Annotated in this window: 22 protein-coding genes and 5 tRNA genes; 20 read left to right on the forward strand and 7 right to left on the reverse strand. The window is 71.9% G+C overall.

The genetic code is table 11. The features are described from left to right. The first annotated feature begins 21 nt into the window (after window positions 1-21). From ACFF45_RS09840 to ACFF45_RS09880, 9 genes are all read left to right on the forward strand, one after another. Window positions 22-207: a hypothetical protein gene (locus ACFF45_RS09840; protein WP_381344706.1), complete on the forward strand. Its 186-nt coding sequence runs from the start codon at window positions 22-24 to the stop codon at window positions 205-207. Window positions 208-351: 144 nt separating this feature from the next. After that, window positions 352-1,128 (forward strand): fumarylacetoacetate hydrolase family protein, encoded by a 777-nt coding sequence (locus tag ACFF45_RS09845; RefSeq protein WP_381344708.1) that lies wholly within the window; start codon window positions 352-354, stop codon window positions 1,126-1,128. Beyond that, entirely contained in the window at window positions 1,112-2,596 is a 1,485-nt protein-coding gene (gene gltX / locus ACFF45_RS09850) for a glutamate--tRNA ligase (protein ID WP_381344711.1), read from the forward strand. The genes ACFF45_RS09845 and gltX overlap by 17 nt, the downstream gene beginning before the upstream one ends. A gap of 96 nt (window positions 2,597-2,692) precedes the next feature. Continuing rightward, entirely contained in the window at window positions 2,693-3,424 is a 732-nt protein-coding gene (locus ACFF45_RS09855; protein WP_381344714.1) for an HAD family hydrolase, read from the forward strand. 91 nt (window positions 3,425-3,515) lie between these two features. Next, a tRNA-Gln gene (locus ACFF45_RS09860) sits at window positions 3,516-3,587 on the forward strand. A gap of 39 nt (window positions 3,588-3,626) precedes the next feature. Next, window positions 3,627-3,699 (forward strand) — tRNA-Glu (locus ACFF45_RS09865). Window positions 3,700-3,728: 29 nt separating this feature from the next. Beyond that, window positions 3,729-3,801, forward strand: a tRNA-Glu gene (locus ACFF45_RS09870). A 20-nt stretch (window positions 3,802-3,821) separates the two neighbouring features. Further along, window positions 3,822-3,893 (forward strand) — tRNA-Gln (locus ACFF45_RS09875). A 28-nt stretch (window positions 3,894-3,921) separates the two neighbouring features. After that, a tRNA-Glu gene (locus ACFF45_RS09880) sits at window positions 3,922-3,994 on the forward strand. An 89-nt stretch (window positions 3,995-4,083) separates the two neighbouring features. On the opposite strand, the gene ACFF45_RS09885 is transcribed toward ACFF45_RS09880, so the two are convergent. Then, window positions 4,084-4,734 carry a MerR family transcriptional regulator gene (locus ACFF45_RS09885; protein ID WP_381344716.1) on the reverse strand — a complete coding sequence of 217 codons (651 nt, stop codon included), beginning with the start codon at window positions 4,732-4,734 and terminating at the stop codon, window positions 4,084-4,086. A 133-nt stretch (window positions 4,735-4,867) separates the two neighbouring features. Between ACFF45_RS09885 and ACFF45_RS09890 the strand changes: the two genes are divergently transcribed. Next, window positions 4,868-5,350 (forward strand): DUF4188 domain-containing protein, encoded by a 483-nt coding sequence (locus ACFF45_RS09890; RefSeq protein ID WP_381344718.1) that lies wholly within the window; start codon window positions 4,868-4,870, stop codon window positions 5,348-5,350. A gap of 164 nt (window positions 5,351-5,514) precedes the next feature. Here ACFF45_RS09890 and ndgR read toward each other — a convergent pair whose 3' ends face one another. After that, the gene (gene ndgR / locus ACFF45_RS09895; RefSeq protein ID WP_381344720.1) at window positions 5,515-6,231 is read right to left on the reverse strand and encodes an IclR family transcriptional regulator NdgR; all 717 of its coding nucleotides are present in this window, start codon (window positions 6,229-6,231) and stop codon (window positions 5,515-5,517) included. A 198-nt stretch (window positions 6,232-6,429) separates the two neighbouring features. Between ndgR and leuC the strand changes: the two genes are divergently transcribed. The 4 genes from leuC to ACFF45_RS09915 all read left to right on the forward strand — a co-directional run bounded on the left by leuC (window position 6,430) and on the right by ACFF45_RS09915 (window position 9,739). Next, window positions 6,430-7,860 carry a 3-isopropylmalate dehydratase large subunit gene (gene leuC, locus ACFF45_RS09900; RefSeq protein WP_381344722.1) on the forward strand — a complete coding sequence of 477 codons (1,431 nt, stop codon included), beginning with the start codon at window positions 6,430-6,432 and terminating at the stop codon, window positions 7,858-7,860. A 5-nt stretch (window positions 7,861-7,865) separates the two neighbouring features. After that, a complete protein-coding gene (gene leuD, locus ACFF45_RS09905; protein ID WP_381344725.1) occupies window positions 7,866-8,459 on the forward strand; it encodes a 3-isopropylmalate dehydratase small subunit in 594 nt (197 codons plus the stop codon). A gap of 264 nt (window positions 8,460-8,723) precedes the next feature. Further along, the gene (locus ACFF45_RS09910) at window positions 8,724-8,954 is read left to right on the forward strand and encodes an SCO5555 family protein (RefSeq protein ID WP_381344728.1); all 231 of its coding nucleotides are present in this window, start codon (window positions 8,724-8,726) and stop codon (window positions 8,952-8,954) included. Window positions 8,955-9,091: 137 nt separating this feature from the next. Further along, window positions 9,092-9,739, forward strand: a complete 648-nt coding sequence (locus ACFF45_RS09915; protein ID WP_381344730.1) for an HU family DNA-binding protein — start codon at window positions 9,092-9,094, stop codon at window positions 9,737-9,739. A gap of 75 nt (window positions 9,740-9,814) precedes the next feature. Here ACFF45_RS09915 and ACFF45_RS09920 read toward each other — a convergent pair whose 3' ends face one another. Beyond that, on the reverse strand, window positions 9,815-10,018 hold the full coding sequence (locus tag ACFF45_RS09920) for a hypothetical protein (protein WP_381344733.1): 204 nt from the start codon (window positions 10,016-10,018) through the stop codon (window positions 9,815-9,817). A 9-nt stretch (window positions 10,019-10,027) separates the two neighbouring features. After that, window positions 10,028-10,663, reverse strand: a complete 636-nt coding sequence (gene cofC / locus ACFF45_RS09925) for a 2-phospho-L-lactate guanylyltransferase (protein ID WP_381344736.1) — start codon at window positions 10,661-10,663, stop codon at window positions 10,028-10,030. Between the two features lie 142 nt (window positions 10,664-10,805). Between cofC and ACFF45_RS09930 the strand changes: the two genes are divergently transcribed. The 3 genes from ACFF45_RS09930 (at window position 10,806) to ACFF45_RS09940 (ending at window position 13,880) form a co-directional block, all read left to right on the forward strand. Next, window positions 10,806-11,645, forward strand: coding sequence for a lysophospholipid acyltransferase family protein (locus tag ACFF45_RS09930; protein ID WP_381344739.1), 840 nt, complete (start codon window positions 10,806-10,808; stop codon window positions 11,643-11,645). Next, window positions 11,642-12,652, forward strand: coding sequence for an NAD(P)H-dependent glycerol-3-phosphate dehydrogenase (locus tag ACFF45_RS09935; protein ID WP_381344741.1), 1,011 nt, complete (start codon window positions 11,642-11,644; stop codon window positions 12,650-12,652). The genes ACFF45_RS09930 and ACFF45_RS09935 overlap by 4 nt, the downstream gene beginning before the upstream one ends. A gap of 70 nt (window positions 12,653-12,722) precedes the next feature. Continuing rightward, window positions 12,723-13,880 carry a D-alanine--D-alanine ligase family protein gene (locus tag ACFF45_RS09940; RefSeq protein WP_381344743.1) on the forward strand — a complete coding sequence of 386 codons (1,158 nt, stop codon included), beginning with the start codon at window positions 12,723-12,725 and terminating at the stop codon, window positions 13,878-13,880. A gap of 59 nt (window positions 13,881-13,939) precedes the next feature. Here ACFF45_RS09940 and ACFF45_RS09945 read toward each other — a convergent pair whose 3' ends face one another. Beyond that, the gene (locus ACFF45_RS09945) at window positions 13,940-14,440 is read right to left on the reverse strand and encodes a DUF3515 domain-containing protein (protein WP_381344745.1); all 501 of its coding nucleotides are present in this window, start codon (window positions 14,438-14,440) and stop codon (window positions 13,940-13,942) included. A 20-nt stretch (window positions 14,441-14,460) separates the two neighbouring features. Continuing rightward, window positions 14,461-14,694, reverse strand: a complete 234-nt coding sequence (locus tag ACFF45_RS09950) for an Lrp/AsnC family transcriptional regulator (RefSeq protein ID WP_029384521.1) — start codon at window positions 14,692-14,694, stop codon at window positions 14,461-14,463. Between the two features lie 247 nt (window positions 14,695-14,941). Between ACFF45_RS09950 and ACFF45_RS09955 the strand changes: the two genes are divergently transcribed. Further along, window positions 14,942-15,907, forward strand: coding sequence for a thiamine-phosphate kinase (locus ACFF45_RS09955; protein ID WP_381344748.1), 966 nt, complete (start codon window positions 14,942-14,944; stop codon window positions 15,905-15,907). Further along, window positions 15,904-16,695, forward strand: a complete 792-nt coding sequence (gene thiD, locus ACFF45_RS09960; RefSeq protein ID WP_381344750.1) for a bifunctional hydroxymethylpyrimidine kinase/phosphomethylpyrimidine kinase — start codon at window positions 15,904-15,906, stop codon at window positions 16,693-16,695. The genes ACFF45_RS09955 and thiD overlap by 4 nt, the downstream gene beginning before the upstream one ends. A 154-nt stretch (window positions 16,696-16,849) precedes the next feature. On the opposite strand, the gene rpmB is transcribed toward thiD, so the two are convergent. Then, window positions 16,850-17,035 (reverse strand): 50S ribosomal protein L28, encoded by a 186-nt coding sequence (rpmB, locus tag ACFF45_RS09965; protein ID WP_003993230.1) that lies wholly within the window; start codon window positions 17,033-17,035, stop codon window positions 16,850-16,852. A gap of 304 nt (window positions 17,036-17,339) precedes the next feature. Between rpmB and ACFF45_RS09970 the strand changes: the two genes are divergently transcribed. Continuing rightward, the coding region (locus tag ACFF45_RS09970; protein ID WP_381344753.1) for a DAK2 domain-containing protein at window positions 17,340-18,065 on the forward strand (726 nt) is incomplete at its 3' end.

Here is an 18,065-nt window from a genome sequence, read left to right on the forward strand (position 1 = left end):
ACGACAGGGTTCAGTACAACCGTGAAGACGACGATGATGTTCCGCACGACAGCCAACCCGCGGCGCACCACGCTGGCACACCTCGACGACGCCGGCGAGCTGCGGACCCCGGAGCACCTGGAGCACTCCGTCGACCTCCCCGCCCAGACCGCCAACCCCCGGCGCACGATCCTGATGGACGTCCCCGCCGGGACCGCGGCCGAGTAGAGGACAGCGCGGCACCGGGCGCCCCGCCGCCACCGCGCGGGGCGCCCGTTCGCGTGCCCGCGAGCTGATCGGCCGGACCCGCCCCGCCGCGCTAGCCTGGAGCGTCAGACTCCAGCCAGCTCAGGTAAGGGGCGCAAGGATCCCGTGCGCATCGCCAGGTTCTCCATCGACGGGAACGTCGCCTTCGGCGCGGTCGAGGGCGACAAGCCGGACGAGCTCGTCCTCGACATCATCAAGGGCATCCCGTTCGCGGACTTCGAGCTCTCCGGCACCAAGGTGCCGCTGAGCAAGGTACGGCTGCTGCCGCCGGTCCTGCCCAACAAGGTCGTCGCCTTCGGCCGCAACTACGCCGAACACGCGCGTGAGCTGGGCAACGAGGCCCCCGACGCCCCGTTCGCCTTCTTCAAGCCGTCCACCTCGGTGATCGGCCACGGCGACGAGATCCAGTACCCCGCCTTCTCCGAGGAACTCCACCACGAGGCCGAGCTGGCCGTCGTGATCGGCCGGATGTGCCGTGAGGTCCCCCGCGAGCGGGTCAAGGACGTCGTCCTCGGCTACACCTGCGCCAACGACATCACCGCCCGCGACGTCCAGCGGCGCGAGAAGCAGTGGGCCCGGGCCAAGGGCTTCGACACCTCCTGCCCGCTCGGGCCCTGGGTGGAGACCGGCCTGGAACCGGGCGACCTGACCATCCAGCTGACCGTCAACGGACAGCAGCGCCAGCTCGGCCGCACCAGCGAGATGATCCACCCGATCGAGGATCTGATCGTCAACATCTCCGAGGCCATGACGCTGCTCCCGGGCGACGTGATCCTCACGGGCACCCCGGCAGGGGTCGGCCCCCTCGCTGTCGGCGACGAGGTCTCCGTCAGCATCGAAGGCATCGGCACTCTCACCAACAAGGTTGTCAAGCGTGGCTAGCGCACCCGTACGCGTCCGTTTCTGCCCCTCGCCCACCGGTAACCCCCACGTCGGCCTGGTGCGCACCGCCCTGTTCAACTGGGCGTTCGCCCGCCACCACGGCGGCACCCTGGTCTTCCGCATCGAGGACACCGACGCGGCCCGCGACTCGGAGGAGTCCTACGCCCAGCTCCTCGACTCGATGCGCTGGCTCGGCTTCGACTGGGACGAGGGCCCGGAGATCGGCGGCCCGCACGCCCCGTACCGGCAGTCGCAGCGCATGGACCTCTACCGGGACGTCGCGCAGAAGCTCCTCGACGGCGGCCACGCGTACCACTGCTACTGCTCCCAGGAGGAGCTGGACACCCGCCGCGAGGCCGCCCGCGCCGCCGGCCGGCCGTCCGGCTACGACGGCCACTGCCGCGAGCTCACCGCGGCGCGGGTCGAGGAGTACCGGGCCCAGGGCCGCGAGCCGATCGTCCGCTTCCGGATGCCGGACGAGACGATCACCTTCACCGACCTGGTCCGCGGCGAGCTGACCTTCACCCCCGAGAACGTCCCGGACTACGGGATCGTCCGGGCCAACGGGGCCCCGCTCTACACGCTCGTCAACCCGGTCGACGACGCCCTGATGGAGATCACCCACGTGCTGCGCGGCGAGGACCTGCTGTCCTCCACCCCGCGCCAGATCGCCCTCTACAGGGCGCTGATCGAGCTGGGCGTCGCCCAGCGGATCCCCGAGTTCGGCCACCTGCCCTATGTGATGGGCGAGGGCAACAAGAAGCTCTCCAAGCGTGACCCGCAGTCGTCGCTGAACCTCTACCGCGAGCGCGGCTTCCTGCCCGAGGGCCTGCTCAACTACCTCTCCCTCCTGGGCTGGTCGCTCTCGGCCGACCAGGACATCTTCACCACGGCGGAGATGGTCGCGGCCTTCGACGTGGCGGACGTGAACCCCAACCCGGCCCGCTTCGACCTCAAGAAGTGCGAGGCGATCAACGGCGACCACATCCGGATGCTGGAGGTGAAGGACTTCACGGAGCGCTGCCGCCCGTGGCTGCAGGCCCCGTTCGCCCCGTGGGCCCCGGAGGCCTTCGACGAGGTGAAGTGGCAGGCCATCGCGCCGCACGCGCAGACCCGCCTGAAGGTCCTGTCGGAGATCACCGACAACGTCGACTTCCTGTTCCTGCCGGAGCCGGTCTTCGACGAGGCCAGCTGGGCCAAGGCCATGAAGGAGGGCTCCGACGCCCTGCTGTCGACCGCCCGGGAGAAGCTCCGGGCGGCGGACTGGACCAGCCCCGAGTCGCTGAAGACGGCCGTCCTGGAGGCGGGCGAGGCGCACGGCCTCAAGCTCGGCAAGGCCCAGGCCCCGGTCCGCGTCGCGGTCACCGGCCGCACGGTCGGCCTGCCGCTCTTCGAGTCCCTGGAGGTCCTGGGCAAGGACCGGACGCTGGCCCGGATCGACGCGGCGCTGGCGAAGCTGGCGGCATGACGCACCGCGGCTGAAGGGGCGGCGCCCGGTCCGGGTGCCGCCCCCGTTTTCCGCGTATCCGCCCACGGCCCGCGACCGCCGGGTTACCGTCGGGCCATGAGCATTCGGGCCGTGGTCTGGGACGTCGACGACACGCTGTTCGACTACACGACCGCGGACCGCGCCGGCATGCGAGCGCACCTGGCGGCCGAGGGCCTGCTCGACGCGTACGAGAGCGTCGAGCAGGCCCTCGCGCGCTGGCGGGCGGTCACCGACAGCCAGTGGGCGCGGTTCGCGGCGGGCGAGGTGTCCTTCGAGGAGCAGCGGCGCGACCGGGTGCGCGTGTTCCTGGGCCGGGAGCTCACCGACGCCGAGGCGGAGGCCTGGTTCGCGCGGTACCTCGGGCGGTACGAGGCCGCCTGGGCGCTCTTCCCCGACGTACTGCCGGTGCTGGACGCACTCGCCGCCAGCCACCGGCACGCGGTGCTGTCCAACTCCAGCCTGCACGTCCAGGACCGCAAGCTGCGCGTGCTCGGCGTGCACGACCGCTTCGAGGCCGTCCTGTGCGCCGCCGAGCTCGGCGTCTCCAAGCCCGAGGCCGGTGCCTTCCTCGCCGCGTGCGAGGCGCTGGACCTGCCGCCGCACCGGGTGGCGTACGTCGGCGACCACCCGGAGATCGACTGGCGGGGCGCCGCCGACGCCGGGCTGGTGTCCGTGTGGATCGACCGGAACGGCGCCCGCACCTGGGGGGACGTCCCCGCCGGTCCGCACCGGATCGGCTCGCTCGCCGAACTGCCCGCGATCCTCGGCTCCGATACTCGTTTTGGAGCCCCGTCCACCTTCAGGTAATGTTCTTCCTGCGCCGCCGGGGAGCGGGCCGAAAGGCCGGGAACCGGAAGCGCGAACTAGAACGAGAACCCCTCCGGGGCTTGCGTTCCAGTGGCCTATGGTGTAATTGGCAGCACGACTGATTCTGGTTCAGTTAGTCTTGGTTCGAGTCCAGGTAGGCCAGCTCGCAGAGCTCATCTGCACTCGCGGATCACATCCGCAAGCCCCCGTTGTGTAGCGGCCTAGCACGCTGCCCTCTCAAGGCAGTAGCGCCGGTTCGAATCCGGTCGGGGGTACGGTGATCTCCTTCGAGATGATCGCTAGGGCCCCCGTTGTGTAGCGGCCTAGCACGCCGCCCTCTCAAGGCGGTAGCGCCGGTTCGAATCCGGTCGGGGGTACTGACTGGTCTAAACCACATTGGTCTATGGTGTAATTGGCAGCACGACTGATTCTGGTTCAGTTAGTCTTGGTTCGAGTCCAGGTAGACCAGCTCGGACCTGCGGCGACGCAGTGTCCACGCCCCCGTTGTGTAGCGGCCTAGCACGCCGCCCTCTCAAGGCGGTAGCGCCGGTTCGAATCCGGTCGGGGGTACGAGATCGATGGGCCTCCACTTCGGTGGAGGCCCATCGGCGTGTGCGGGTCCGTGCGGCCCGAACGGGGCCCGGCGGGTGGTCCGCGCCTCAGTGGCTGCCGAACCTGCGGCGTGACTCCTCCGCCTCCGCCAGCCTGCGCAGCGCCAGCAGCACCGGCTCGTACAGCACGGTCAGCGCCACGGCCGCCTCCACCTGCTCGTCCGGCGTCCCGCCGTACCGCTCCACGAGATCCAGATCGTGCTCGGCGAGCCGGCCCAGGGCGCGGGCGTACGGCTCCAAGTCCTCGACGGTGCAGGGGTATCCGAGCCGCTCCAGCGCGGCGATCGCGGTCACCAGCATCCCGTACGCGGGCGGTGTCGTCTCGGTCGCCGGGCCGTAGCCCCAGCCGAGCAGCTCCAGCAGGCGGTCCGCGCGCCGCCGGGCCGTCGCCGGGTCGGCGGCCTCGTCCGGGCCGGCGGGCCTGCCGTGCGGGAGCGACCAGACGGCGGTGCCCAGGCGTTCGTTGTGGTCGAGGGAGTCGTCGTCCAGTGCGGCGAGCACCTCGCGGGCGGCGGCCACGGAGACCCCGCCGACCTGGATCAGCGCCCGCACCAGGCGCAGCCGGCGCAGGTGCTCCTCGCCGTACTCGGCCTGGGTGGCGGTGATCCGGCGGCCCGGCGGCAGCAGCCCCTCGCGCAGGTAGAACTTCACGGTGGCCGTGGCGACGCCGCTGCGCCTGCTCAGCTCCGACAGCCTCATGGCCGCTTGGCTCCTTCGCTCTTCCTCTTGCGTCCCGCCTTGGTGAGTGTCACTATCCAAGCATGGATAGTGACACTATCCAATGGTGATGCCGGAAGACGTCCGGCTGTCTCAGGGGGAAGGTGGGTTCGTCATGGGTGACAGGCCGATCGCGGGGCGGATGACCGCGGACGCGCACGGGGACGTGGTGGTGTTCCTGATCGGGATGCGCTTCAACAGCCTTTTGGCGGTGCGCAGTTGGTGGCCGGTGGCGCGGGCCATGCCGCGCATGCTGCGGGAGCTGTCGCGGGAGCGGGGGCAGGGGCTGCTCGGTGTGCAGGCGCTGCTCGGGCCGCGGGTGCTGTACCTGGTGCAGTACTGGGAGTCGACCGACAAGCTCTTCGCGTACGCCTCGGCGGCCGACAAGGAGCACCGGCCCGCGTGGGCGGCGTTCAACCGCCGGATGCGCGAGGGCCGGGGCAAGGTCGGCTTCTGGCACGAGACGTACGCCGTGCCGGCCGGCGGCTACGAGTCGGTGTACGTGAACATGCCCGCCTTCGGGCTGGGCAAGGCGACCGGGGTGGTGCCGGTCGGGCGGCGCGGCGAGCGGGCCGCCGAGCGGCTGAAGGCGGTCTGACCGAACCGGAAGGGCCGAGTGTCCCGGGGCCTGCCGCGGCGTTGAGGCCGGCCCCGGGGCGCTTTCGCGTTCCCGGCGGTCCAGGAGCAGTGACGTGTCCTGTGGGGCTGTTGAGACAGGTGGGCACGGAGTGCCCGATGTGCTTCCGTGGTCCGCCGCGGAGTTCAGCCGGTGCGGCGGAGCGCCTCGGAGAGGCGGGACGCGGCGTCGATGACGGCCTGGGCGTGCATCCGGCCCGGGTGGCGGGTCAGGCGCTCGATGGGGCCGGACACCGAGACGGCGGCCACCACGCGGTTCGACGGGCCGCGCACGGGGGCGGAGACGGACGCGACGCCCGGCTCCCGCTCGCCGATGGACTGGGCCCAGCCCCGGCGCCGTACGCCGGACAGGGCCGTCGCCGTGAAGCGGGCGCCTTGCAGGCCCCGGTGCAGGCGCTCGGGCTCCTCCCAGGCCATGAGGATCTGGGCCGAGGAGCCCGCCTTCATGGTGAGCGTCGAGCCGACCGGGACCGTGTCCCGCAGTCCGGACAGGCGCTCCGCGGCGGCGACGCAGATGCGCATGTCGCCCTGGCGGCGGTAGAGCTGGGCGCTCTCGCCCGTGACGTCACGGAGGTGGGTGAGCACCGGCCCGGCGGTGGCGAGGAGGCGGTCCTCGCCGGCGGCCGCGGCCAGCTCGGCCAGGCGCGGGCCGAGGATGAAGCGGCCCTGCATGTCGCGCGCCACCATACGGTGGTGTTCCAAAGCCACGGCCAGGCGGTGAGCCGTGGGTCGTGCCAGTCCGGTGGCCGCGACCAGACCCGCGAGGGTGGCCGGACCGGACTCCAGAGCGCTCAGGACGAGGGCCGCCTTGTCCAGAACGCCGACGCCGCTACTGTTGTCCATGCAACGATACTTGCGTCTCACTCTGTGAAACGCAAGTTCAATTTTCCGTGGAACGCGCCACCCTGGATGTCACGAAGTCACAGCGGCCCGGTGGACGAAAGGGCCTGGCGGCGGACGCCCTGAACCAGGGCGCGGAACGCCGCTCCTCAAGATCTCTAGTTGGGTCGGCGCACCTTATTGCCGGCCGGAGGGAAAGCGATGGGTAGGACACTCGCGGAGAAGGTCTGGGACGACCACGTCGTCCGGCGCGCCGAGGGCGAGCCCGACCTCCTCTACATCGATCTGCACCTGCTGCACGAGGTGACCAGCCCGCAGGCCTTCGACGGCCTCCGCAAGAGCGGCCGCCGGGTGCGCCGTCTCGACCTGACCATCGCGACCGAGGACCACAACACCCCCACCCTCGACATCGACAAGCCGATCGCCGACCCGGTGTCCCGCGCCCAGCTGGAGACGCTGCGCAAGAACTGCGCGGAGTTCGGCGTGCGCCTGCACCCGCTGGGCGACGTCGAGCAGGGCGTCGTGCACGTCGTCGGCCCGCAGCTGGGCCTGACCCAGCCCGGCACCACGGTGGTCTGCGGCGACTCGCACACCTCCACGCACGGCGCCTTCGGCGCGCTGGCGTTCGGCATCGGCACCTCGCAGGTCGAGCACGTGCTGGCCACCCAGACGCTGCCGATGGCCCGCCCGAAGACCATGGCGATCACCGTCGACGGCGAGCTGCCCGACGGCGTCACCGCCAAGGACCTGATCCTGGCGATCATCGCCAGGATCGGCACCGGCGGCGGCCAGGGCTACATCCTGGAGTACCGGGGCCCGGCCATCGAGAAGCTCTCGATGGAGGCCCGGATGACCATCTGCAACATGTCGATCGAGGCCGGCGCCCGCGCGGGCATGATCGCCCCCGACGAGACCACGTTCGCCTACCTCAAGGGGCGCCCGCACGCCCCCGAGGGCGCCGACTGGGACGCGGCGGTCGCGTACTGGAGGACGCTGCGGACCGACGACGACGCCGAGTTCGACGCCGAGGTCGTGATCGACGCCGCAGGGCTGTCGCCGTTCGTCACCTGGGGCACCAACCCCGGCCAGGGCGCGCCGCTTTCGGCGTCCGTCCCCGACCCTGCTTCGTACGAAGACGCTTCGGAGCGCCTCGCCGCCGAAAAGGCCCTGGAGTACATGGGGTTGGAGGCCGGGCAGCCGCTGCGGTCCATCGCGGTGGACACCGTCTTCGTAGGCTCCTGCACCAACGGCCGCATCGAGGACCTGCGCGCCGCCGCGGACCTGCTGCGCGGCCGCAAAGTCGCCGACGGCGTACGGATGCTGGTCGTGCCGGGCTCCGCGCGGGTCGGCCTCCAGGCCGTCTCCGAGGGCCTGGACGTGGTCTTCAAGGAGGCCGGCGCCGAGTGGCGGCACGCGGGCTGCTCGATGTGCCTGGGCATGAACCCCGACCAGCTGGCCCCCGGTGAGCGCTCGGCGTCCACCTCCAACCGCAACTTCGAGGGCCGGCAGGGCAAGGGCGGACGGACGCACCTGGTGTCCCCGCAGGTCGCCGCCGCGACCGCGGTCCTGGGACACCTGGCCTCCCCGGCCGACCTGTCCGATGTCGAGACCCGTACGCCCGCTGGAGTCTGAGGATCATGGAAGCATTCACCACGCACACCGGCCGGGCCGTCCCGCTGCGCCGCTCCAACGTCGACACCGACCAGATCATCCCCGCCCACTGGCTCAAGAAGGTCACGCGGGACGGGTTCGAGGACGGGCTGTTCGAGGCCTGGCGCAAGGACCCGGAGTTCGTGCTCAACCGGTCCGAGCGGCAGGGCGCGACCGTGCTGGTCGCCGGCCCCGACTTCGGCACCGGCTCCTCCCGTGAGCACGCCGTCTGGGCGCTGCAGAACTACGGCTTCAAGACCGTGATCTCCTCCCGGTTCGCCGACATCTTCCGCGGCAACTCGCTGAAGAACGGCCTGCTCACGGTGGTCCTGGAGCAGAAGATCGTGGACCGGCTGTGGGAGCTCACCGAGGCGGACCCCGAGGCCGAGATCACCGTCGACCTGGTCCGGCGCGAGGTGCGCGCCGAGGGTGTCACCGCCTCCTTCGAGCTGGACGAGAACTCCCGCTGGCGGCTGCTGAACGGGCTGGACGACATCTCCATCACGCTGCAGAACGAGGACGACATCGCCACCTACGAGGCGGGGCGTCCCGCCTACAAGCCGCGCACGCTGAAGGTCTGAACCTTCGCCCCCGCGGCGGCGACTTTCGGCCACCCAACACCCCTGCCGCACCCCCGATCGGCCCGATCGGGGGTGCGGCCTTTTTTCACCTCCGGACGACCCCGCCCGGCACCGCGCGTACCCCCAACATGCCACGTTAGGACGGGTGTTGTTGGGGTAGGGGAGTCTTGACAGCGTCGCTCACGCGGTGCCCCGGAGGGGCGTTGGAGGCGTCAGTTGCCCCCCGGGCGGGCGACAACTCGCCCCAGATGGCACAATCTGTGCATGGAACACGACGGCCAACTCGAGCTCTATGCGGCAGTCGCGGACCGGCTCAAGGAAGCGCACTCCAGGGTGCGCGCACTGCAAGTCCCGGAGGGCGTACGGATGGCGCTGACCCGGAAGCTGCTGGTCATCACGGCCGCGGCCAAGCACGATCTCGCCGATGCGACCCAGCGCCTCGAGCGGTTCACCGCCGACCTCGACGCGGGGCGATTCCCCGCAGAGGAAGGCTGAATCACGTCAGAGACAGCCGAGTCGGTTGCGGCACAAGGGTGATTAGCCCGTTTCGTGTTTGATTTGCGGTATATATCTGCCTAACGTGCGAAAAGCTTGAACACTTTCGTTCTGGCGATGTCTCCGAAGGGGAAGACGTGAACAAGGCGCAGCTCGTAGAAGCGATTGCCGACAAGATGGGCGGCCGCCAGCAGGCCGCCGATGCTGTCGACCATGTACTGGACGCCATCGTCCGCGCGGTCGTCGCAGGTGAGAGGGTCTCCGTCACCGGCTTCGGTTCGTTCGAGAAGGTCGACCGTCCGGCTCGCTACGCCCGCAACCCCCAGACGGGCGAGCGGGTTCGGGTCAAGAAGACCTCCGTGCCGCGGTTCCGCGCCGGCCAGGGCTTCAAGGACCTGGTGAGCGGCTCGAAGAAGCTTCCGCGCGGCGGCGAGGTGGCCGTCAAGAAGGCCCCCAAGGGCAGCCTGACCGGCGGCGCGGCGGCCACGGTCAAGAAGGCCGCGGCCAAGAAGACCACCAGGGCGGCCGCGAAGAAGACCACCGCCGCGAAGAAGACGACGGCCCCGGCGGCCGCGAAGACCACGGCTGCCGCCGCCAAGAAGACCACGGCGAAGAAGGCGCCCGCCAAGAAGGCCACGGCGACCGCCAAGACCACCGCCGCGAAGACCACCGCCCAGAAGGCGACCGCCAAGAAGGCCCCCGCCAAGAAGGCGACGGCGAAGAAGGCCCCCGCCAAGACGTCGGCCCGCAAGACCACGGCCAAGAAGACCGCCGCCCAGAAGTAGACGGGGCGCAGGAGTACTCACGCGCCGGGCCGGACTCCGTGTCGGAGCCCGGCCCGCGGCGTGTTCCGGCGCAGGTCAGAACGTTTGCAGCGTCACCAGGGTGATCCGCGGGCTCCCCTTCGGCCCGGTCACCTCGATCCGCACCCGCTGCCCCGGCCGCAGCAGCCGCAGCCCGCCCGCGTCGAACGCCGCCGCGTCGAAGGGCACCGGGGTGCCGTCGTCGAGCAGCACCTGCCCGCTGCGCGTCTCGGCGTCGTACGTGTAGGCGGTCGCGTGCATGGCGCCAGCCTACTGCCCGGGGATCAGCAGCCGCGCGGCCGCCGCCGTGCGCGGCCCCACCCCGAGCGCCAGTGCCGCGCGCAGGTCGTCGGCGGTGTCCACGTCCTGGCGTACGGAATCCACCTCCGCGAGACGAAGTTCCGCCGCCCCGGCGGAGCGGTGGCGGGCACGCGAATCGGTGCCGAATGCCGGACTCAATTCCTGGCCCGGCGCGGCCGCCAGCAGCGTCGTGCCGATCGCCGCGGCATCCGGGAGAAAAGCACGTGGGAATTCCGCGGCCGCGTCGAGCACCCGGGCCAATTCCGCCGGCCGCAGCGCGGGAAGATCGGCGTTCAGGGCCGCGACCGGACACGCGGGGCGCCGGGCCCGTACGGCGGCCGCGCCGTGCGCCAGCGCCGCGTTCAGGCCGTCGCCCGGCTCGTCGGCGACGACCCGGGCGCCCAGCGCGGCCAGCTCCCGGCCGGCCAGCGCGTCGTCCGTGACGACGGCCACATCCCGCACCGCCGGGCTGGCCAGCGCCGCGGCCACCGTGTCCTGCGCGAAGGCGAGGGCGAGACCCGGGCGCAGTCCGTCGCCGGCGGCGTCGGCGAGCCTGCTCTTGGCCCGCGCCAGAGACTTCACCGGTATCACCAAGGTCCACTGCACGAGCGTCCGTCCCTCTCTTGTCGCGGCCATTGTCCCCCGGGACCCCCGGCGCGCGGAGCCACGAGGCGTACGGTGTCCTCGACAGACCGACGGCCTGGGGCGACACTTGTGCGGCCCCAGGCCCCAGCAGGAAGGTGTCCGCGTGCCCCGCCGCAGAATCGGCTTCTGGTACCGCTTCGCCGCGGTGATCTGCAAACCTCCGCTGGTGGTTCTGCTCAAGCGGGACTGGCGCGGAATGGAGCACATTCCGGCCGAGGGCGGCTTTATCACCGTGGTCAACCACAATTCGCACGCCGACCCCTTGGCGTATGGGCACTTTCAGTACAACACCGGGCGGGTTCCGCGATTCCTGGCGAAGAGCGGCCTTTTCAAGAAGGGATTCGTCGGCGCCGCCATGCGCGGCACCGGGCAGATCCCCGTCTACCGGGAGAGCACGGACGCGCTGAGCGCCTTCCGGGCCGCGATCGACGCCGTGGAACGCGGCGAATGCGTCGCCTTCTACCCCGAGGGCACCATCACCCGCGACCCGGACGGCTGGCCCATGACCGGCAAGACCGGTGCCGCGCGCGTCGCGCTGAAGACCAAGTGCCCGGTCATCCCGGTCGCCCAGTGGGGCGCCAACGAACTGCTGCCGCCGTACGCCACGAAGCCCCGCCTCCTGCCGCGCAAGACCTCCCGCGTGCTGGCCGGCCCGCCGGTGGACCTCTCGCGCTTCTACGGCAAGGACATGACCGCCGAGGTCCTCAAGGAGGCCACCGAGGTCATCATGGCCGCGATCACCCGCCAGCTGGAGGAGATCCGCGGCGAACGGGCACCCGAGACGCCGTACGACCCGAAGCGCGAACGCATCGAGCAGCGGCGCCGGACGGCGGCGCACCAGCCCGGCCGGGAGACCGCGGGTGGACCCCGCCGGGGCACGGCCGGCGCGGTGGGTCGGGAAACGGCCGGTCAGGCCGGTGCGGAAGAGGGGCAGAGCACGTGAGCAAGCCGGTCAAGGCGGCGGTCTTCGGCGCCGGTTCGTGGGGCACGGCCTTCGGCATGGTGCTCGCCGACGCGGGGTGCGAGGTCACCCTGTGGGCACGTCGCGCGGAGGTCGCCGAGGCCGTCAACTCCGGCCGGACCAACCCCGACTACCTCCCGGGATTCGAGCTCCCCGGGAGCCTGCGCGCCACCACCGACCCGGCCGAGGCGGCCGCCGGGGCGGACTTCGCGGTCCTGTCCGTGCCCTCGCAGACCCTGCGCGGCAACCTCGCGGACTGGGCGCCGCTGCTGGCCCCCGGCACCGTGCTGGTCTCGCTGATGAAGGGCGTCGAACTCGGCTCGGCCATGCGGATGAGCGAGGTCGTCATGGACGTCGCCAAGGTCCCCGCGGAGCGGGTCGCCGTGGTCACCGGGCCCAACCTGGCGCGCGAGATCGCCGCCCGGATGCCGGCCGCCTCCGTGGTGGCCTGCACCGACGAGGCGGTCGCCCAGCGGCTCCAGGCCGCCTGCCACACGCCGTACTTCCGCCCGTACACCAACACCGACGTGGTCGGCTGCGAACTCGGCGGCGCGGTCAAGAACGTCATCGGGCTGGCCGTGGGCATCGCCGACGGCATGGGCCTCGGCGACAACGCCAAGGGCTCGCTCATCACCCGCGGCCTGGCGGAGACGACCCGGCTGGGCCTGACGATGGGCGCCGACCCGCTGACCTTCTCCGGCCTGGCGGGCCTCGGCGACCTGGTCGCCACCTGCTCCTCGCCGCTGTCGCGCAACCACACCTTCGGCACCAACCTGGGCAAGGGCATGACCCTGGAGGAGACCATCGCGGTCACCCGGCAGACCGCCGAGGGCGTCAAGTCCTGCGAGTCGGTGCTCGATCTGGCGCGACGGCACGGCGTCGACATGCCCATCACCGAGACGGTGGTCGGCATCGTGCACGAGGGCAAGCCCCCGGTGGTCGCCCTCAAGGAGCTGATGTCGCGCAGCGCGAAGCCCGAACGACGCTGAGCGACGCCGGGCGACGCGGCCGCGGGGGACGCTGCCCCCGGCCTCTACCACCGGGTACTCTCATCGCGATATGAGCACCGAGAACCTCCCCCAGAGCCCCGAGCAGCCGTCCCGCAAGCCGCGTGTGGCCGTCGTGTTCGGCGGGCGCAGCTCCGAACACGGGATCTCCGTGGTCACCGCCGGCGCCGTACTGCGGGCCGTCGACCGGACCAAGTACGAGGTCCTGCCGATCGGCATCACCCAGAACGGCCGGTGGGCGCTCACCGCCGACGAGCCGGAGCGGATGGCGATCAGCGACCGCCGTACGCCCAGCGTCGAGGATCTCACCGACGCGGGCGAGGGCGGCGTCGTGCTCCCCGTGGACCCGGCCGACCGCGAAGTCGTCTACAGCGAGCCGGGGTCCGTGCCCAAGGCGCTGGGCGAGGTCGACGTGGTCTTCCCGGTGCTGCACGGCCCGTACGGCGAGGACGGCACCCTCCAGGGGCTGCTGGAGCTCTCCGGCGTCCCGTACGTGGGGTCGGGCGTGCTCTCCTCGGCCGTGGGCCAGGACAAGGAGTACATGAAGCGGGTGTTCGCCTCGTTCGGGCTGCGGGTGGGCCCGTACCTGGTGGTCCGGCCGCGCGAGTGGGACCGGGACCAGGCCGGCGCGCGGCGGCGGATCGCCGAGTTCGCCGGTGAGCACGGCTGGCCGCTCTTCGTGAAGCCCGCGCGCGCGGGGTCCTCGATCGGCATCACCAAGGTGGAGTCCTTCGACGGTCTCGACGAGGCGATCGCCGAGGCGCAGCGGCACGACCCGAAGATCATCGTCGAGGCGGCGGTGCGCGGGCGCGAGATCGAGTGCGGCGTCCTGGAGTTCGAGGACGGCCCCCGCGCGTCCGTCCCCGCCGAGATCCCGCCGCCGGACGCGCACGCGTACTACGACTTCGAGGCCAAGTACATCGACTCCACGCCCGGCGTGGTCCCGGCCCCGCTGACGCCGGAGCAGACCGCCGAGGTGCAGCGACTGGCCGTGGAGGCGTTCGAGGCGGCGTCCTGCGAGGGCCTGGTCCGCGCCGACTTCTTCCTCACCGAGGACGGCGACTTCGTGATCAACGAGATCAACACCATGCCCGGCTTCACGCCGATCTCGATGTATCCCCAGATGTGGCAGGCGAGCGGCGTGACGTACGCGGAGCTGGTGGACCGCCTGATCCAGGCGGCCCTGCGGCGCCCGACCGGGCTCAGGTGACGCACCCCTGATCCGGCCCCGTCCGGCCGGACCGACGAGACGCCCCTGGTGCCGCGGCTCTAGTCGGCGATCCCCTCCGGGACCGCCGACTTCACCGCCGAGGCCAGGTCCACCAGCACGGACGCGCTGTCCCGCCCCTCCGGGACGGTCACCTCGACGTACGCCGTGCGGTTCGCGCTGGTGAACCGGTAGCCGCCGCCGTCGCGCTCCTCCTGCAGCCAGTCGACGCCGTTCACGCCCCCCGCCACGGCGTTTGGATCGCGGCCCTCGGCGACCTTCGGGTCGGTCATCTTCGGCGGCCGCACCACCCCGCAGCGCAGTATGATCACCGGGCTTCCCCAACCCGCCGTGAGCACGGACTCGGGCTCGGGGTCGTTCCGGCTCAGACCGTCCACCGTGCGCGGCAGTGCCTCGTCCAGGTTCCGGCACAGCTCGGTGACCGCCGGGGACGGACGGGGAACCGCGACGCTCGCACGGTCGTCTGCTGAGGAGCAGCCCGCGACAGCGATCAGCAGCGCGGACGCGGGCAGACCGATGAGCCGGTGACGGGAGATGTTCACCGGCCAAGGGTAGACGGGGACTACAGATGGACGACCGGGCAGGTCAGGGTGCGGGTGATGCCGTCCACTTGCTGGACCTTGGCGACCACCATGCGGCCCAGGTCGTCGACGGTGTCGGCCTGGGCGCGCACGATGACGTCGTACGGACCCGTGACGTCCTCGGCCTGGATCACCCCAGGGATCTTGCCGATCGTCTCGGCGACGGTCGACGCCTTGCCGACCTCCGTCTGGATCAGGATGTACGCCTGTACCACGGAACCTCCAGGGCGGCCACGAGGATCATGTGGGGAAAAGGAACGCCACGGTATCGCGTCGCCGCTCGCCACGGGGAGACCTGCGGCAGCCGGGGCACGCGTGCCGGGGTGCGGGCACGGCGGACGGTGAAGGACACTGCGACCGCGTCGGCGGTCAGGGGGACCGGTCGGCGGTCACTTCGACCGTATCGAGGACACTGGTGATCCGCGACCGGGCACACACAGGGACAGAAGGGGCGTAAGGGCAATGAAGGGCACGGTTGGTGAGCTCGGGGAGTTCGGGCTCATCAGGGAGCTCACCTCCCGTCTCACCACCACCCCGGCGGTGCGGGTCGGCCCCGGCGACGACGCCGCGGTGGTCGCCGCGCCCGACCGCCGGGTCGTGGCCAGCACCGACATCCTGCTGGAGGGGCGGCACTTCCGCCGGGACTGGTCCACGGCGTACGACGTGGGCCGCAAGGCGGCCGCGCAGAACCTCGCGGACATCGCCGCCATGGGCGCCGTACCGACCGCGCTGCTGCTCGGACTGGTCGTGCCGGCCGAACTGCCGGTCACCTGGCCGACCGAGCTGATGGACGGGCTGCGCGACGAGTGCCAGGTGGCGGGCGCGTCGGTGGTCGGCGGCGACGTCGTACGCGGGGACACCATCACGGTGTCGATCACCGCGCTCGGCGATCTGCGCAACCAGGAGCCCGTGACGCGGGCCGGCGCGCAGCCCGGCGACCTCGTCGCGGTGACCGGCTGGCTCGGCTGGTCGGCGGCCGGGTACGCGGTGCTCTCGCGCGGCTTCCGCTCGCCGCGCGCCTTCGTCGAGGCCCATCGGCGCCCCGAGCCGCCGTACCACGCCGGTCCGGCGGCGGCCGGGCTGGGCGCGACCGCGATGTGCGACGTGAGCGACGGGCTGATCGCCGACCTCGGGCACATCGCGGAGGCCAGCAAGGTCCGCATCGACGTCCGTTCCGGCGCGATCGACATCCCCTCGCAGATGCACGACATCGGACAGGCGGTGGGCGTCGACCCGCTCCAGTGGGTGCTGACCGGCGGAGAGGACCACGCGATCGTGGCGACCTTCCCGCCGGACGTGAAGCTGCCCGCCCGGTGGAAGGTGATCGGCGAGGTGCTCAACCCGTCCGCGCTGCCACAGGTGACCGTCGACGGGGCGCCCTGGACCACCAAGGGCGGCTGGGACCACTTCGGAGGGATGGAGTCATGAGCGCGCCACCCAGGGTGCTGACCGTGGCCGGGTCCGACTCCGGCGGCGGCGCCGGGATCCAGGCCGACCTGAAGACGATGCTCGCGCTCGGCGTCCACGGCATGAGCGTGGTCACGGCGGTGACCGCGCAGAACTCCCTCGGGGTGCAGGGCGCCTGGGAGCTGCCCGTCGACGCCGTGCGGGCCCAGTACCGCAGTGTCGTGGACGACATCGGCGTCCAGGCCGTCAAGACCGGCATGCTGGCCTCGGCGGAACTGGTCGAGGCGGTGGCCGAGTTGATCGCCGGGACGGACGCGCCCGCCGTGGTCGACCCGGTGGGGGTCTCCAAGCACGGCGACCCGCTGCTGGCGGCCTCCGCGCTGGACTCGGTACGGACGCGGCTGCTGCCCGCCGCGACCGTGGTGACGCCGAACCTGGACGAGGTCGTGCAACTGACCGGGGTGCGGGTCGAGTCCGAGGACGGGATGCGCCGGGCGGCGGCGGCCCTGCTGGCGTACGGCCCGCGCTGGGTCGTGATCAAGGGCGGGCACCTGCCGGGGGAGGCGGTGGACCTGCTCACCGACGGCTCCGCGGAGCACTGGCTGCGCGCGCCCCGGTACGACAACCGGCACACGCACGGCACGGGCTGCACGCTGGCCTCGGCGATCGCGTCGGGGCTGGCGAAGGGGCTGGCCGTGCCGGAGGCGGTCCGGGCGGCCAAGGAGTACGTCACCGGGGCGATCGCGGCCGGCTTCGCGCTCGGCGGGGGGATCGGGCCGGTGGATCACGGGTGGCGGTTCCGGGGCTGAGCCCGGCGCGGGGCGTTCGGGCTCCGCCGGAGGCGCCTGGGACCCGTGGGACGGGCGGGTGGTGCGGGGGCGGGGGTGCAGCAAAAAGCCGGTCCACCTGAGGTGGACCGGCTCAGTGCGGCGAACCAGCAGTGGCCGCGCGCTCAGCCGAGCGTCAGCGCGAGACCTTGCCGGCCTTGATGCACGAGGTGCAAGCGTTCACGCGCTTCGGCGTCCCGCCGACCACGGTACGCACACGCTGGATGTTCGGGTTCCAGCGGCGGGACGTACGGCGGTGCGAGTGCGAGATGTTGTTGCCGAAGCCCGGCCCCTTGCCGCAGACGTCGCAGTTGGCAGCCACGGGTCACTCCAAAGACTTCAGATGCACTTACGGTTGATCCCGGCATGCCGGGATCGAGATTCCAGGCTCTTGCGAGCGATCTGAGATCTGAGTGGCGCTGCCAGGGGAATGGCCCGATCAGGATCGGGCAACCGGAGCAGCATACAACGGCTGCGTCCGTAGAACGAAATTACCATGGCTGCCGGCAGGGCCGCCCCCGCCCTCTTCCGGCGGGCCCCGGCTCCGGGGCTACGCTGCGTCCCACGTCCAGCAGCCAGAACCCGCGTCTGCGACATGATCGGCCGGGCAGTCCAAGGAGGCGCAGGTGGCGCAGGTGCCGCAGACATTCTTCGATGCTCTCGCGGTGCGCGCCTGGTGCGGCCTCGCCCTGGAGGCGCTCGGCCGCGCGCGCGAGGAGATCGACGCGATCAACGTGTACCCGGTCGCGGACGGGGACACCGGCACCAACCTGTACCTGACCGTCGAGTCGGCGGCGGCCGCGGTGGAGGCGGCCTTCGCCGCCCACGAGGTCGACGCGGCCGGCTCCGGGTGCCCCTCGCTGGCCGAGGCCGCGCGGGCGATGGCCCACGGCGCGCTGATCGGCGCGCGGGGCAACTCGGGGACGATCCTCGCGCAGCTGCTGCGCGGCATGGCGCAGGTGCTCGCCGCCGACGCCGGGAACGCCCGCGCCGACGGGCCGGGCCTGCGGCTCGCGCTGCGGCGCGCGGCGGACGCCGCCCGGCAGGCCGTGGCGCACCCCGTGGAGGGCACGGTCCTGTCGGTCGCCTCGGCCGCCGCCGACGCGGCCGGGGGAGCGGAGGGCGACTGCGGGACGGTCGCGCGGGCCGCCTACGAGGGGGCCCGCGCCGCGCTCGCCGCGACGCCGGGGCAACTGGCCGTCCTGGAGCGCGCCGGGGTGGTGGACGCCGGGGGGCGGGGGCTGGTGGCGGTGCTGGCGGCACTGGTGGAGACGTTCACGCACGAGACGCCGGGGGCGGTGGCCGTCGCGGCCGACGCAGGGCACGCGCGCGTGCGGGGTGCGGACGGCGGC

This window comes from Streptomyces cinereospinus, from assembly GCF_042430725.1.
GTDB classification, from domain to species: Bacteria; Actinomycetota; Actinomycetes; order Streptomycetales; family Streptomycetaceae; genus Streptomyces; species Streptomyces cinereospinus.

What these genes read in the sequence shown, in the direction of transcription:
- leuC (WP_381344722.1), top strand. Translation starts at nt 6,430, where the DNA reads ATGGGTAGGACACTCGCGGAGAAGGTCTGGGACGACCACGTCGTCCGG.
- thiD (WP_381344750.1), top strand. Translation starts at nt 15,904, where the DNA reads ATGAGCGCGCCACCCAGGGTGCTGACCGTGGCCGGGTCCGACTCCGGC.
- ACFF45_RS09920 (WP_381344733.1), bottom strand. Translation starts at nt 10,018, where the DNA reads ATGCACGCGACCGCCTACACGTACGACGCCGAGACGCGCAGCGGGCAG.
- ACFF45_RS09855 (WP_381344714.1), top strand. Translation starts at nt 2,693, where the DNA reads ATGAGCATTCGGGCCGTGGTCTGGGACGTCGACGACACGCTGTTCGAC.
- ACFF45_RS09885 (WP_381344716.1), bottom strand. Translation starts at nt 4,734, where the DNA reads ATGAGGCTGTCGGAGCTGAGCAGGCGCAGCGGCGTCGCCACGGCCACC.
- ACFF45_RS09890 (WP_381344718.1), top strand. Translation starts at nt 4,868, where the DNA reads ATGGGTGACAGGCCGATCGCGGGGCGGATGACCGCGGACGCGCACGGG.
- ACFF45_RS09940 (WP_381344743.1), top strand. Translation starts at nt 12,723, where the DNA reads ATGAGCACCGAGAACCTCCCCCAGAGCCCCGAGCAGCCGTCCCGCAAG.
- ACFF45_RS09955 (WP_381344748.1), top strand. Translation starts at nt 14,942, where the DNA reads ATGAAGGGCACGGTTGGTGAGCTCGGGGAGTTCGGGCTCATCAGGGAG.
- leuD (WP_381344725.1), top strand. Translation starts at nt 7,866, where the DNA reads ATGGAAGCATTCACCACGCACACCGGCCGGGCCGTCCCGCTGCGCCGC.
- ndgR (WP_381344720.1), bottom strand. Translation starts at nt 6,231, where the DNA reads ATGGACAACAGTAGCGGCGTCGGCGTTCTGGACAAGGCGGCCCTCGTC.
- ACFF45_RS09910 (WP_381344728.1), top strand. Translation starts at nt 8,724, where the DNA reads ATGGAACACGACGGCCAACTCGAGCTCTATGCGGCAGTCGCGGACCGG.